This is a genomic window from Enterobacter sp. Ap-867 (genome assembly GCF_011752855.1).
Classification (GTDB): domain Bacteria; phylum Pseudomonadota; class Gammaproteobacteria; order Enterobacterales; family Enterobacteriaceae; genus Cedecea.
On record NZ_VWWS01000001.1, the window covers coordinates 1,219,749 to 1,233,571 of the forward strand.

Annotated in this window: 10 protein-coding genes; 7 read left to right on the forward strand and 3 right to left on the reverse strand. The window is 53.8% G+C overall.

The window, feature by feature from the left end; all coding sequences use genetic code 11:
* Positions 1-89: 89 nt before the first annotated feature.
* A complete protein-coding gene (locus tag F3J26_RS05740) occupies positions 90-2,270 on the forward strand; it encodes a type I secretion system permease/ATPase (RefSeq protein WP_166992165.1) in 2,181 nt (726 codons plus the stop codon).
* Positions 2,267-3,442, forward strand: a complete 1,176-nt coding sequence (locus F3J26_RS05745) for an HlyD family type I secretion periplasmic adaptor subunit (RefSeq protein ID WP_166992168.1) — start codon at positions 2,267-2,269, stop codon at positions 3,440-3,442. Before F3J26_RS05740 ends, F3J26_RS05745 begins: the two co-directional genes overlap by 4 nt.
* Positions 3,443-3,476: 34 nt before the next feature.
* On the opposite strand, the gene F3J26_RS05750 is transcribed toward F3J26_RS05745, so the two are convergent.
* The gene (locus tag F3J26_RS05750) at positions 3,477-4,328 is read right to left on the reverse strand and encodes a hypothetical protein (protein WP_008461399.1); all 852 of its coding nucleotides are present in this window, start codon (positions 4,326-4,328) and stop codon (positions 3,477-3,479) included.
* Between the two features lie 567 nt (positions 4,329-4,895).
* On the opposite strand from F3J26_RS05750, the gene F3J26_RS05755 reads away from it, so the two are divergent.
* Entirely contained in the window at positions 4,896-5,513 is a 618-nt protein-coding gene (locus F3J26_RS05755; protein WP_166992170.1) for a hypothetical protein, read from the forward strand.
* Between the two features lie 257 nt (positions 5,514-5,770).
* A complete protein-coding gene (locus F3J26_RS05760) occupies positions 5,771-6,475 on the forward strand; it encodes a class I SAM-dependent methyltransferase (RefSeq protein ID WP_166992173.1) in 705 nt (234 codons plus the stop codon).
* A 433-nt stretch (positions 6,476-6,908) separates the two neighbouring features.
* On the opposite strand, the gene tynA is transcribed toward F3J26_RS05760, so the two are convergent.
* Both tynA and paaZ read right to left on the reverse strand, forming a co-directional pair.
* Positions 6,909-9,182, reverse strand: a complete 2,274-nt coding sequence (tynA, locus tag F3J26_RS05765; protein WP_166992176.1) for a primary-amine oxidase — start codon at positions 9,180-9,182, stop codon at positions 6,909-6,911.
* A 310-nt stretch (positions 9,183-9,492) separates the two neighbouring features.
* On the reverse strand, positions 9,493-11,538 hold the full coding sequence (paaZ, locus tag F3J26_RS05770; RefSeq protein WP_166992179.1) for a phenylacetic acid degradation bifunctional protein PaaZ: 2,046 nt from the start codon (positions 11,536-11,538) through the stop codon (positions 9,493-9,495).
* 284 nt (positions 11,539-11,822) lie between these two features.
* Here paaZ and paaA point away from each other — a divergent pair, with 284 nt between their 5' ends.
* Genes paaA through paaC form a run of 3 tightly spaced genes read left to right on the forward strand, consistent with a single transcriptional unit; the run spans position 11,823 to position 13,815 of the window.
* Positions 11,823-12,752, forward strand: a complete 930-nt coding sequence (paaA, locus tag F3J26_RS05775) for a 1,2-phenylacetyl-CoA epoxidase subunit PaaA (protein WP_166992182.1) — start codon at positions 11,823-11,825, stop codon at positions 12,750-12,752.
* 11 nt (positions 12,753-12,763) lie between these two features.
* Entirely contained in the window at positions 12,764-13,051 is a 288-nt protein-coding gene (paaB, locus tag F3J26_RS05780) for a 1,2-phenylacetyl-CoA epoxidase subunit PaaB (RefSeq protein WP_008461407.1), read from the forward strand.
* 8 nt (positions 13,052-13,059) lie between these two features.
* Complete coding sequence (gene paaC, locus F3J26_RS05785) at positions 13,060-13,815, forward strand: 1,2-phenylacetyl-CoA epoxidase subunit PaaC (protein ID WP_166992185.1); 756 nt, start codon at positions 13,060-13,062, stop codon at positions 13,813-13,815.
* The last annotated feature ends 8 nt before the right edge of the window (positions 13,816-13,823 follow it).

Sequence of the window (13,823 nt, forward strand, 5' to 3'; positions counted from 1 at the left end):
TATTACCCGGTATAAAACATGTTTATGAAACAAGCCGCGGAAAGGACGACACAGGCGTTTTTTGGCATTTTCGCAGGATGTGAAACATCATGACTTCAACGAATACAAGCTATGAACCCTGGCTGCAGGCCATGCTGGCCGTCGCGCGCCACTATCGGCTGGATTTCTCGGAAGAGCACGTCCGCGTGGTGGTTAACCAGGAAAACCAAAGCCCGCAGCAGCTGGTGCTGGAAGATATGGCCCGCCAGCTTGGTTTAGCGATGCGTCGCGCCCCGGCGGACGTCTCGCTTATCGACCCGTGGCGCTTGCCGCTGGTGGCCGAGCTTGAGGGGGGCCAAATAGCGGTGGTTACCCATATGGATAATCACGGGCAACTAAGCCTGCAGCTTAGCGGCGATGGCGGTCTGGAGACGGTGATCGTTCGGGATGTGCTGGCCAAAAGGCTAAAGAGCCTGGTTGTGCTGCGCCCGCTGAATTCAATTCCCGATGCACGCGTCGATGATTACGTGAAGCCCTATCAGAAAAACTGGTTCTGGACGCTGGCGCTGAAAGACTGGAAACGCTACGGCGATATCATGCTGGTGGCGATGGCGGCCAACGTGCTGGCGCTGGCCGGGATGATCTTTTCCATGCAGGTGTATGACCGCGTGGTGCCCTCGCAGTCGGTGCCCACTTTGTGGGTGCTGTTTGGCGGCGTCATGCTGGCTATCCTCTTTGAATTCACCATGCGTATGCTGCGCGTGCATATTGCCGATGTGGTCGGCAAACGGGCCGACCTGCGTATCTCCGACAGGGTTTTTGCCAGGGCGTTACGCATCAAAAACAGCGCCCGGCCAAAATCTACCGGCTCCTTTATCTCGCAAATTCGCGAGCTGGAGTCGGTGCGCGAGCTGATTACCTCCACCACCATCAGCACCGTATCGGATATCCCGTTCTTCCTGCTGTTTGTTTTTATTCTCTGGCTGATAGGCGGCCCGCTGGTGTTCGTTGTGCTGCTGGCGATCCCGCTGCTGCTGATCCCCGGTTTACTGGTGCAGCGCCCGCTGGCGCACCTTTCGAATGAGGGGATGCGCGAGTCGGCCATTCGCAATGCCACGCTGGTAGAAGCCGTGCAGTCCATCGAAGACATTAAACTGCTGCGCGCCGAACAGCGGTTCCAGAACCAGTGGAACAACACCAACGACGTTGCCGCGGCGGTCGGGATGAAACAGCGCTGGCTGACCAGCCTGCTCATGACCTGGACGCAGGAAGTGCAGTCCATTGTTTATGCCGTGGTGCTGCTCGTCGGCTGTTACCTGGTGATTAACGGCGACATGACCACCGGCGCCCTGGTGGGGACGTCCATTCTGGCCTCACGCACCATCGCGCCGCTGGCGCAGATTTCCGGCGTGCTTTCGCGCTGGCAGCAGGCGAAGGTGGCGCGCAAAGGGCTGGACGACCTGATGCAGCGCCCGCTGGACGATCCTGAACAGGGCAAGAAAGTGCATAAAGCCCACCTGCAGGGGAACTACCAGCTCAACTACGCGGCGTTTTATTACGACGAAGAAGAGAAGGTCAACGATTTGGACATTGCCAGCCTGACGATCCGCGCCGGGGAAAAAATTGCGGTGCTCGGGCGAAACGGTTCGGGTAAAAGCACGCTACTTCAGCTTTTGGCGGGGATGCAAACGCCTCAGCACGGCCAGATTTTGCTGGACGACACCAGTCTCGGGCAAATCGACACTGCCGATTTGAGACGCGACATGAATCTGCTCAGCCAGCAGGCGCGGCTCTTCTTCGGCTCAATACGTGACAACCTCACCATGGGGCGCCCGTTAGCCACGGACGAAGAAATACACCGGGCGCTGGCGCTAAGCGGGGCGCTGGAATTTGTGCAAAAACAGAAAAATGGCCTCAACTACACGATCAGCGAAGGCGGTAGCGGGCTATCGGGCGGCCAGCGGCAGGCACTTTTGCTGGCCAGAACGCTGATCCTGCAGCCGCAAATCTTATTACTGGATGAACCTACAGCGTGGCTGGATGAAGTCAGCGAGCAGCAGCTTATCCAGCAGCTTGGCCCGTGGCTCGGCAACCGCACGCTGGTGGTGGCCACGCATCGTATCCCAATTTTGCAGTTGGTTAACCGCATCATCGTGCTGGATAACGGCCGCATCGTAATGGACGGCCCAAGGGACCAAATCTTGCAGCAGCACGGTCTTATGGAAAAAAAAGCTGCCCCTCGCAGAACCGCGACCTTAAAACCGGCAGGTGACACGGAGGTTCGGGCATGAACGACATCACGCGTTATAACAGCCGACTGAAAGAGCCGGCGCTTCCACGAGCAAGCCTGGTGGCGTGGGCACTTGGACTGATGCTGCTCGCATTTGTGTTGTGGGCAAACTTTTTCTCTCTGGACGAAGTGACCACCGGGTCTGGCAAAGTCGTGCCGTCCTCTCGCGAGCAGGTTATTCAGTCCCTGGAAGGCGGCATCCTCTACAAACTGGACGTTCGGGAGGGGGATATTGTAGAGAAGGGCCAGGTTCTCGCGCAGCTCGATCGCACCAAAACCGAGTCCGGTGTGCAGGAAAGTGAATCCAGGCTACATGCCGCGATGGCTACCGCCGCACGACTGAAGGCTGAAGTGAGCGGCACGCCGCTGGTTTTTCCCGACATGTTACCTGGAGATAGCGAACTTGTTCGCCAGGAAACCGCGCTTTATAACTCGCGCCGGAGCAGTCTTGAAAAAGGGGTTGCCGGATTGCGGGAAGCCATCTCGCTGGTTCAGCGCGAGCTGGCGATGACGCAGCCGCTGGTTAAACAGGGCGCGGCAAGCAGCGTGGAGGTCCTGCGCCTGCAGAGACAAAAAAACGAGCTGGAAAACAAAATTACCGAAATGCAGAACCAGTATTACGTGCGCGCGCGCGAAGAGCTGGCGAAAACTAACGAAGAAATTGAAACCCAGCGCTCGGTGATGCGCGGGCGAGAGGACTCGTTAACCCGGCTCAAATTTACCGCGCCGGTCAGGGCGATAGTGAAGGGCATTGAGGTCACAACGGTGGGCGGCGTCATCCCGCCAAACGGAAAACTCATGACTTTGGTTCCGCTCGACGATCAAATGCTGATTGAGGCAAAAATTTCACCACGCGACGTGGCGTTTATTCATCCCGGCCAAAAGGCGCTGGTGAAAATCACCGCCTATGACTACTCGATTTATGGCGGGTTAAAGGGCGTGGTGACCACTATTTCACCGGATACGATTCAGGATGAGGTCAAACGTGATGTTTACTACTATCGGGTTTATATCCGCACCGATGTCAGCCAACTGACAAACAGGGACGGCAAAACGTTTCCGATATTTCCGGGGATGATTGCCACCGTGGATATCAAAACCGGTAGCAAATCGGTACTCGATTACCTGCTGAAACCGCTGAATAAAGCAAAGGAAGCGCTCAGAGAACGATAATCAAAAAAGCCGGCGAAAGCCGGCTTAATGTTGTTCAAAATATCGTCGGGTCGATATCCAGACCGTACATGATAAAGGAAAAATAATATCCAAAATAAGACTCAGCCGTTTCCATGAAGGCACGGTGTATTTCGAGCTTGCCCTCACTGTCTTCACTGAATAATCCGGCCATAATGCCGCAATTAACAATGCGTCTCAGATGCATTCTCGAGACAAAAAGATCTTTGGACGTTTTATTATAATTAGGCTTCAGCCACCAGCGGCCATCATCATCCTGTTTTGCCCTCAGGTATATTCTCAACATAATGATATGCCCGGCATCTTTGTCAACAAACATGGCGCTGTTGGGGACCAGTCGACTTAAAATGACTTCGTCAAAAAGAAGGTTGGCGCTGCGCCGGAAAAAATTCGCAAATGTATTTTCATCCTCCAGAGCGTGAAACGACAGAGCATTTTCCGGTAGCAAAAATTTCAATGAAGGGATGGATATTTGCATATAGCTGCGGGTTTCATTGAGACCCTTTACGCTCGGGGAATACAACAGAACCCGACGGTCATCCTCACTTTTTTCAAGCGTCATTCTGCCGGTGATGCGTAGGAGCGTGACCAGAGAATTCACGGTGTTCAGGCTGGTCAACCCCATTTTTACGCAAAACTCTTTGATGTCTGCGAGCACCGCCTGGCGGTCACCGTAGTGAAAACAGAGCAGGGCCAGAACCACATGAAAGCGCGAGCTTTGCAGAATGGTTTTATAAAAAAGAGGTTGTTTTTTATAGGTGATTAACAGGTGATCATAATGATGCTGTATGGCTTCTCGAAAACGAGGATGTTTTTTAACTTGTTGGCTGTATTTATCGATGGTGTCTTGAAGTTTGTGTCGTGTCATATTGTTTTTTCTCGGTATTCAGCTATGGCGCAAATGCTCCATAAAACGACTGCTAAAGGCAGAGATAAAATGCACGTTATACGTGATTTTTATTTAGTGATTGCAAGTTGATATCGTTTTTGAGTATATCACTGTTTATTTTAAAGTTAAAAATATGATTCTATTTTTTCTTGTTTTTAATTTTTTTTAACCAAAAATGCTTATCGTTCTCATTTTTTTGATTTTGAAATTATGTGGAAATAATATCTCCGGGCAGAGGAAAACAGTGTGAGGTCATGTACAAAAAACATGCAGCGAGCGTTACGCCTGGATTACTGTCTTTTCCGTCAGGTTTGCAGCCGATGTAGCAGTTAAAGTTGCGGCGACTTCGGTAAAATGATTAAGGATTATGCCAACGAAGTACTCACTTTTGTTTCTGCTTCATCTTTAATTTTCTATTTTTTTTTTCGGGCTTAAAATGCTCTCCGTTCAGAGCGGGGGATAATACCTTAATTAAGATTTTGTTCATGGTGCTTATCGCCATTTTATTATAATGTCCTATGCCTTATTTATGATATGGATATTGCTATGGCTATTTGTAAAAGCATTAATCAATTTTTATTTGAACGAAAAAAGAGAAATTTAAGCATTGATTTTAATCCTGCTGATGCAAAGCCAGTTGCTTATTATAAAGCGATTGAAATAGGTGAGAAAAAGAATGGGAAAGCTACCCGACTCCGTCTGGGATACGTCAGTGATTATTTGGGTACAGGAGAGCCGGGTCTTATGGTGCATGGTTCTCAAAGCGGTAAGTTATACATCATGGGGGATGGACCTGATCCTGTTTATCAGACATTTACACCGGAAGATCTTCACCGTTATCTTATTTTTCGCCATTCACTTGATCTCTCGAGAGATAAAAGACCGCTACATCTTTTAAGCTGTTATTCTGGCGAGGCAAAAGAAAATTCTGAAGAGCTTAGCGTGGCGCAGAGGTTAGCTAATGTATTGCAGAGAAGAATATATGTATATGGTGGATATGAACGTTTATCTTATAAATCGGAATATCAAGGGATTTTAGGTCTTTTAAATAATCAGGGGGCTATTTTTAAGGAGCGAAATCCTTTTGATAATAATCCGAGATTACCCCTTGTCGGGAAATTGATTACTCCAGCTTCACCCTTTAACTCGTTAAGAAATCGGTGATTTTTAGCCAGCGGCGAACAACATCGAAATAACTAAAGGGCAGGGCTTGCCCTTTACATAGCGTTGTGAAAAGAAAACGGCGATTATTATATTTGCTACAAAAACAGGCTTCGGCAGGCGTCAGAAAAGCAAGATACAAAGTCTTTCTATACCCATCTTTCATGTGATATCGTAAGTTACATGATATTTAAGAGGTCATTTGACCTTTTATCCATGATGGTGATGTTTAGCCGCAGTGCACCGCCGGAGGTGAAGTGATGAACGACACAAATGATATCTTTAACGCGGAATTTTCCCGCCAGTACGATGCCAGCAGCGAACGTCTGAAAGACATCTCTAACAACCTACACGCCTTGCTGTCATTGCTTCTCAGGGATCTTCCAACTGAGGCGAAAGTGCTTTGCGTGGGCGTAGGGACCGGCACCGAAATCGTCCGGCTGGCAAAACAGCATCCTGACTGGCATTTTACCGGGGTCGATCCTTCCCCCGATATGCTGGCCGTCTGTGCAGAAAAGCTTGAACGGGAGGAGCTGAGTGGCCGCTGTGAGCTGATTGTAGGCCACGTCAAAGACGTCCCGGAACAGGATAAATTTGATGCTGCGCTGTGCTTACTGGTGGCGCATTTTATTCAACATCCGCAGCGGGGCGGGATCTATCAGCACATCGGCGACAGGCTAAAACCCGTGGGACAGCTGATTGCCGCAGAAATAGCGGGAGATATGGCGGATCCCGATTTTGACGGGCAATTAAGAAACTGGGTTGCGCTGCAGCAGGCCTATACCCAACGCCAGCGCGATATTGCTGAGGTAAAAGCTGAGCTCAACCAGCGGTTGCTCTTGTTGCCGCCTCGCCAGACCGAAGCTCTGCTGCGCGAAGCCGGGTTCGCCAGCGTAACACCGTTCCTCCAGTCGCTGCTGATTCACGGCTGGCAGGCGGTAAAATCTTCAGGCGGGCGGGAATAGCACGCCGCAAAACTGAGAGTTCATCGTTTTTTTCTTCTTAATGACCAACTATAACGCATTAATTAAGGTGTTATAGTTGGTTTGTTATTTCATCTATTATCTGGTTGGCTGCTATTCCGGCGCGGCAAAAGAGAACTCAGAGGAGCTAAGCATTGCGCAGCAATTGGCGAATGTTTTACATAGAAAAACAGGGTCACATGGTGGTCATGAGTAAGCCTATTATTATGGTAAATACCAAGAATTAATCGGTGTGATAAATAATGTGGGGGGGTATTTACACCCATGATGAAATAAATTTAAAAAGACTAAATCAATGCTGGCTACGCCACATTTTTATTATTCATGATAAACCAAAATGATTACCTAAGCCAGGTCGAATATTTCGTCCAGGCGTTAAATAAACGGCGCGCTGTAATAGTGCGCCGCAAACCCTTTATTTACTGGTCGTTTCCTCTGATTTCACAAGCGTCGGCGTTTCGTTAAAGAAATTCCACGGCTTCAGCAGGGCATGTACCCACTCGGTCGGCATGATGGGCCACTCTTCGGCGCGGGCGATATGCGTGGTGCCGGTGGTTAGCCAGACCACATTATCCGTGTTCTCAAGCGACTGATTGTCTTTGCTGTAAGCCCCTAAACCGGTGTCGTGCGCAGAGCGGTTCGGGTATTTCCCTTCAGAATAGCGCTCATCCGGGTTGTAGCGGGTCACCCACAGCTGCTTATCCATAAAGCTCAGGCGATGATAAATCCACTCGTCCGGGGCAAACTTCGCGCCGGTGGCGACCGGGTGAGTCCCGCCCGCGTAGGGGATCAGTTGGTAGGAGACCGGGTTGCCCATGCGGTTTTCTTTGTTCGGATTGCTCAGCAGGCGGACAGTGCCAGGGTCAAATTTCTGCGCGGCGTCCTGCTCGTTTTTAATCGCATACTCATTGGTTTGCATGGTACTGGTGCGCGGGCCGCCGCTGGTATTTGGCTTCACCACCGGGTCAATCGCGGTCAGGCTGTTGTTTTCGCCGTCCACGTCCAGGTCCAGACGGAAGTTGTAGATGTGCTGATGCGTTGTGCCGACAATATTATGGTCGATCAGCGTCCCGTACCGGGTATCTTCTTTGGCGGTGGCATCATGCATGGTTTTGGCCTTCACGCCTTTGACCGCCTCAATGCCGGTCGCGCCTGCATCAATGCCAATGGTGCCGTTCTGATGGAAGACCCAGTCAAAGATGTAGTCGTAGTTGCCGACGGTGCTTATCCAGCGGATCACCAGCTCACGGCGTTCGCTGCTAACGTTCGGCTGGCCCATTTCCTGATGTTTGTATTCCGGCCCGGCGTAGCGCTCGAAAATGGCAATTGCTCGAGGAATGGTGATGGGTTTACCGGTGTAATCGGCCAGGGTTTCGTCCAGCAGAACCGCGTTCGCCGGCGCATCTTTGCCGCGCACGATAGGGGACGTGAGCGTGCCCATGCCGTAATCCCCGGCGTCCAGATACGCTTTAAAATACCAGCCGATGTCCGGGTCGCCATACGGCACAATCATCCCGCCGAGCGACCCTTCATACATGATCTTCCGTTTAGTGCCGTTGTCGTTGTAGGTCACGGTGGAAATCATCGGGCCAACGCGGGAATTCAGACGCAGGTGCAAATCCCAGTTTTGCCAGTGAATCGTGTCGCCGGTAATGGTGTAGTTTTTTCCCTCCGGCTCAATGATATCCAGCGGCTTGAGGTTGGCAGCCTGCCGGTCGCGGCCATCATAAGGGCGGGGCGTCATCGGCACAGGAATGACCGGGCCTTCCTCAATTTTGATGATTTTTTTCTGCTCGAGATCCACCACCGCGACCAGGTTCTCAATCGGATGTGCCCAGTAGTTGCCGTCGCCCACGTCAAGATAGCTCACCACTTTCAGCAGGCGCTGATCCTGCTTCAGGCCGTCTTTACCGTCGAAATAGCCGACCGTCAGCGGCGTTGTGACGACCTTCGACGGATCGCTGATACCGCGTTTTTTCACCGCTTCCGCGAATTCTTTGCTGTTGTTGATGATTGACTGCACGCTGGCAAAATCGTCCAGCAGCACCATGCCCTGTGCGCCTTCGATAGGCTTCCAGCTCTTAACTATCCCGGCGGCCAGATCCACCGTGGCTTCAATAATATGGCGGCCATCCAGCATGATGACGTCCGCCTCGCGTGGTTGGCTGACGCTGGTGCCGTCCATCACAAACTTCCAGACTTGTTCTTTAGGCGGCTCGCGTAGTGAGATTTCGGTAAAGCGAATAGTCGGCTTGTAGTTAGCCGCGTCTTTGATTATCTCCACCGTTTTATTAATTTCGTCGGCGCTCAGAGAGTTCAGCGGGTGCGGCTTTTTCTCGACGGCAAAGGTTTGATCCAGCCCGGACTGGAAGACTTCATTGATAAACCCTTCGGAGATAAACGCCGTTTTGCCTTTAAAGATCACCGGCACTTCAAGCTTCAGCGTTTTGCCGTTAACGATGGCGGAGGTGGCATTAGGCTTCACCTTCACATAGGCACCGTCTTTCACGAGGGTGAACATCTGCGCGTAATCGTCCCACTGGACGTCGGCGCCAAAATCCGTCAGCGTTTTTTGCATCGGCACCATATGTGCCTCGCCGCCGTGGGCAAAAGCGGGGGCGTTAATCCCCGCCGAAGTCAGGAGCGCAATAGCCAGCGCCAGCGCTTTTTTTCCAGTTTTCATTGTCATCGCTTTCTCACCTTAAAAGTGCGTTGTGTTGTTATGTGCGTGCTGGATAAAGACTGTCGGATTCAACATAACAACTTCCGCCTGGGCTTCCCTTGTGCTCCCTGCCAAGTGTTTTGCTGTGGTTGCCAGAATGTAGGATTGGTGAGGATTGTGGCTCCGGGTTGATAAGCGTCGGGTTAAATTCAGCCCTCACCTCAGAGGGAGAAAGAGAAAATAAACGACGGGAAGATTTTTATTCCCTCTCCCATTTAGGGAGAGGGTTAGGGAGAGGGTTAGGGTGAGGGTAAAAACCAAACTCGGTGACGAACTCTTATGAGGCAAAATCACCGTGCAGACGGGCCACCAGCGTCAGGATCGAGTAGCGCGCAACAATCTGCTGATGCTGGTTGGTGACATCCACCGCCCATTCCACCACGCCAACCGGCTTATCTTCCGCCGTCTTCTGCGGCTTGGCGGTTTTGCGTTTGCAGGTCAGGCGCACCTGAATGGTATCGTCGATTTTTACCGGCTCGATAAAGCGCAGATTTTCCATGCCGTAGTTGGCAATCACCGGCCCGACACCTGGGTCAACAAACAGCCCGGCGGCGGCAGACACCACAAAGTAACCGTGCGCCACGCGCTCGCCGAAGAACGACTCCGCCGCGCCAATTTTGTCGGTATGGGCGTAGAACCGGTCGCCGCTCAGGTTGGCGAAGTTGGTGATATCAGCTTCGGTGACGGTGCGGCGGGCAGTCAGAATACTTTCCCCGATGCGCAGCTCCTCAAAATGTTTGCGGAACGGATGCAAGGCGTCCTCGTGAACTTTTGCGCCGTAGTTCCATTGCCCGCTAACGGCGGCCAGCATCGTCGGGCTGCCCTGAATGGCGGTGCGCTGCATATAGTGCTTCACCGCCCGCAGGCCGCCGAGTTCTTCCCCGCCGCCCGCGCGACCTGGGCCGCCGTGCACCAGCATCGGCAGCGGAGAACCGTGCCCGGTGGATTCCACTGCAGACTCCTGGTTCAGCACCTGAATGCGCCCGTGAGCGCGGGCCGCGCCGAGAATAAAGTGACGTGCCGTTTGCTCATCGGCGGTCACCAGCGTCCCCGCCAGGCTGCCCTGACCGGCGCGAGCCAGCGCCATGGCATGTTCGGCATCCCGGTATGGCATCACGGTCGCTACCGGGCCGAAGGCCTCAAGCTCATGCACCGCAGGCGTTTCGTCAGGCTGTTGGCAAAGCAGCAGGGTTGGCGGGAAGAACGCGCCCGGCTGTGCAGTATCGGCCTTGCCGCCCAGCAGGACATCACAGCCGGCGCCAACCAGTTGGTCGACTTTCCGCTGCACGTCATCCCGCTGCTCAAGGCTGACCAGCGCCCCCATGCGCACGCCTTCGAGTGCCGGGTCGCCGGGCTGTATTTTTTCCAGTTTCGCTTTCAGCGCTTCAATCACCGAACCCAGCCGGTTTTGCGGCACGATAATCCGGCGAATGGCGGTGCATTTTTGCCCGGCTTTGGCGGTCATCTCGCGCACGACTTCCCGCACGAACAGCGTAAATTCAGGTTGTTCAGGCGTGACATCTTCCGCCAGTACGCAGCAGTTCAGCGAGTCGGCTTCCATGGTGAAGGGAATTGAACGGGCAACGATATTTGAGTGACAACGTAACTTCTGGCCTGTGCTGGCCGAGCCGGTGAACGTCACCACGTCCTGCTCATCCAGGTGCTCAAACAGATCGCCCACGCCGCCGCAGATCAGGCTTATCGCCCCGTCAGGCACCAGCCCTGATTCCACAATCGCTTTTACCATCACCTGAGTTAACTGCGCGCTCGCCGTGCCGGGCTTGATAATCGCGGGCATCCCGGCCAGCCAGGTTGGGGCCAGTTTCTCGAGCATTCCCCAGCAGGGGAAGTTAAAGGCGTTGATGTGCAGCGCTACGCCAGACTTCGAAGTGAGTACGTGGCGGGCCGCGAATCCCCCCTGTTTGGACAGCGGCATCAATTCGTCTTCCGGCCACAGCGTGTCGTCCGGCAGCTCGCGGTTGCCCATTCCGGCGTAGGCAAACAGCGTACTGATGCCGCCTTCAATGTCTACCCAACTGTCGGCGCGGGTGGCACCGGTCTGGTAAGAGACCTGGTAAAACGCTTCTTTCTGCGCCAGCAGGTGCTTAGCCACCGCTTTTAACATCGCGGCACGCTGAATAAACGTCATCGCCTGCAGCGCTTTGCCACCTTGCGCAATGGCGAAGCGCTTTGCCGCCGCCATATCCGCCCCTTCGCTGGTCACCTGCCACAGCGGTTCGCCGCTAACGGCATGAAAAATAGTTCTTTCTTTTCCCTGGCCGCTAAACCACGTCCCGGACAGATAGCTGGTTAACTGTTGCATCTCACTCTCCATTACATGCTGCATTTAATCATTACAGTGTTTGTTTTATGAATCATAAAAATCAAGCTGTAATTTAATGAATTGTTAACATTGTGATGGCTTGTGTTTTTTGTTATTGATTTATCTCAATGATAAGTCTGGTTTTTACGATATTTAGCGTGATAGACCTCACAAACGTGCGGTGTAATCTTTGCGATCTTCGTTAACTTATCTGTAACTTTTAATCATGAAGTGATTCGCAATATCGCAAATTGTTGAGTTAAGTTGAATCATAAGGTGATGCCGTGACAGAACAAGAACGCTTTGATGAGCGCATCCAGCAGGAAACCGCCATCGAACCACAGGACTGGATGCCGGAGGCTTACCGCAAAACGCTGATCCGCCAGATAGGCCAGCATGCGCACTCGGAAATCGTTGGCATGCTGCCGGAAGGTAACTGGATAACTCGCGCCCCCAGCCTGCGCCGCAAGGCCATTCTGCTGGCCAAAGTGCAGGATGAAGCCGGGCACGGGTTGTACCTCTACAGCGCGGCGGAAACCCTGGGCTGCGCCCGGGAAGATATCTACCAGAAGATGCTCGACGGCAAGATGAAATACTCCTCCATCTTTAACTACCCGACGCTCAACTGGGCCGACATCGGCGTGATTGGCTGGCTGGTGGACGGGGCAGCCATAGTCAACCAGGTCGCGCTGTGCCGGACCTCGTATGGCCCGTACGCCCGGGCGATGGTGAAAATCTGCAAAGAAGAAAGCTTCCACCAGCGGCAGGGATTTGAAGCCTGCACCGTGCTGGCGAACGGCAGCCCCGAACAGCGCCAGATGCTGCAGGACGCCATTAACCGCTTCTGGTGGCCGGCGCTGATGATGTTCGGACCCAACGACGACAACTCGCCGAACAGCGCCCAAAGCCTCGCCTGGAAAATCAAACGCTTCGGCAATGACGAGCTGCGTCAGCGCTTTGTCGACAATACCGTGCCGCAGGTTGAGCTGCTGGGCATGACCGTGCCAGATCCCGATCTGTATCGCGATGAGGTCACGGGCCATTACCGCTTTGGCGACATCGACTGGCAGGAATTCAACGACGTGGTGGCCGGGCGCGGCTTATGCAACGAAGAGCGCCTCGCCGCCAAGCGCAAAGCCTGGGAAGAGGGGGCATGGGTGCGCGAAGCCGCCCTTGCGTATGCCGAAAAACAACAGGCCCGCACCGCCGCCTGAAGGAGTAAGAGATGAGCAAAATTTACTGGCCGCTGTATGAAGTCTTTATTCGCAATAAAAAAGGGCTGTCCCATCGCCACGTTGGTAGCCTGCACGCCGCCGACGACCAGATGGCGCTGGAAAACGCGCGCGACGCCTACACCCGCCGCAGCGAAGGCTGCTCCATCTGGGTCGTGAAAGCGAGCGAAATCGTCGCCTCCCAGCCGGAAGAGCGCCCGGAGTTTTTCGACCCGGCAGACAGCAAAGTCTACCGCCACCCAACGTTTTACACGCTGCCTGACGGCATCGAGCACATGTGAGGCCGCCAATGACACTCGATCCTGTAGCGACCTACAGCCTGCGCCTCGGCGACACCTGCCTCGTGCTGGCCCAGCGCCTGAGCGCCTGGTGCGGCCATGCGCCGGAGCTGGAGATTGATCTGGCGCTGGCCAACATTGGCCTCGACCTGCTCGGCCAGGCGCGCAACTTCCTGACCTACGCCGCCGAGCGCGAAGGCGAGCACCTCGACGAAGACAGGCTGGCCTTTGGCCGCGACGAGCGCGAGTACCGCAATCTGCTGCTGGCGGAACAGCCCAACGGTGATTTCGCCGAAACGCTGGTGCGTCAGTACCTGCTGGACGCGTGGCACGTCTCGCTGTTCAGCCGCCTGGTAGAAAGCAAAGATTCGCAGCTGGCGGCCATCGCAGCCAAAGCCATTAAAGAAGTGCGCTATCACCTGCGCTTCAGCCGTGGCTGGCTGGTTCGCCTGGGCAACGGCACTGAGCTTTCGCAGGCGAAAACGCAAAGTGCTTTAAACAAACTATGGCGCTTCAGCGGCGAAATGTTCGTTGTCGATGAGCTGGAAACCATGCTGGCGGAGCAGGGCATCGCCGTCGACCCGCGTAGCCTCAAGGCCGAATGGCTGCAAGAAGTGACCGCCGGACTGAGCGATGCCTCGCTGCAGGCCCCGGCAGAGCAGCCATACCGCACCGGCGGTAAGCAAGGCTTGCACACCGAACACCTCGGCCCGCTGCTGGCTGAAATGCAGTACCTGCAGCGCGCTTACCCGAACCAGCAGTGGTAAGGAGGAGA

Coding starts and splice junctions, on each gene's coding strand:
- F3J26_RS05740 (WP_166992165.1), top strand. CDS start 90: ATGACTTCAACGAATACAAGCTATGAACCCTGGCTGCAGGCCATGCTG.
- F3J26_RS05745 (WP_166992168.1), top strand. CDS start 2,267: ATGAACGACATCACGCGTTATAACAGCCGACTGAAAGAGCCGGCGCTT.
- F3J26_RS05750 (WP_008461399.1), bottom strand. CDS start 4,328: ATGACACGACACAAACTTCAAGACACCATCGATAAATACAGCCAACAA.
- F3J26_RS05755 (WP_166992170.1), top strand. CDS start 4,896: ATGGCTATTTGTAAAAGCATTAATCAATTTTTATTTGAACGAAAAAAG.
- F3J26_RS05760 (WP_166992173.1), top strand. CDS start 5,771: ATGAACGACACAAATGATATCTTTAACGCGGAATTTTCCCGCCAGTAC.
- tynA (WP_166992176.1), bottom strand. CDS start 9,182: ATGACAATGAAAACTGGAAAAAAAGCGCTGGCGCTGGCTATTGCGCTC.
- paaZ (WP_166992179.1), bottom strand. CDS start 11,538: ATGCAACAGTTAACCAGCTATCTGTCCGGGACGTGGTTTAGCGGCCAG.
- paaB (WP_008461407.1), top strand. CDS start 12,764: ATGAGCAAAATTTACTGGCCGCTGTATGAAGTCTTTATTCGCAATAAA.
- paaC (WP_166992185.1), top strand. CDS start 13,060: ATGACACTCGATCCTGTAGCGACCTACAGCCTGCGCCTCGGCGACACC.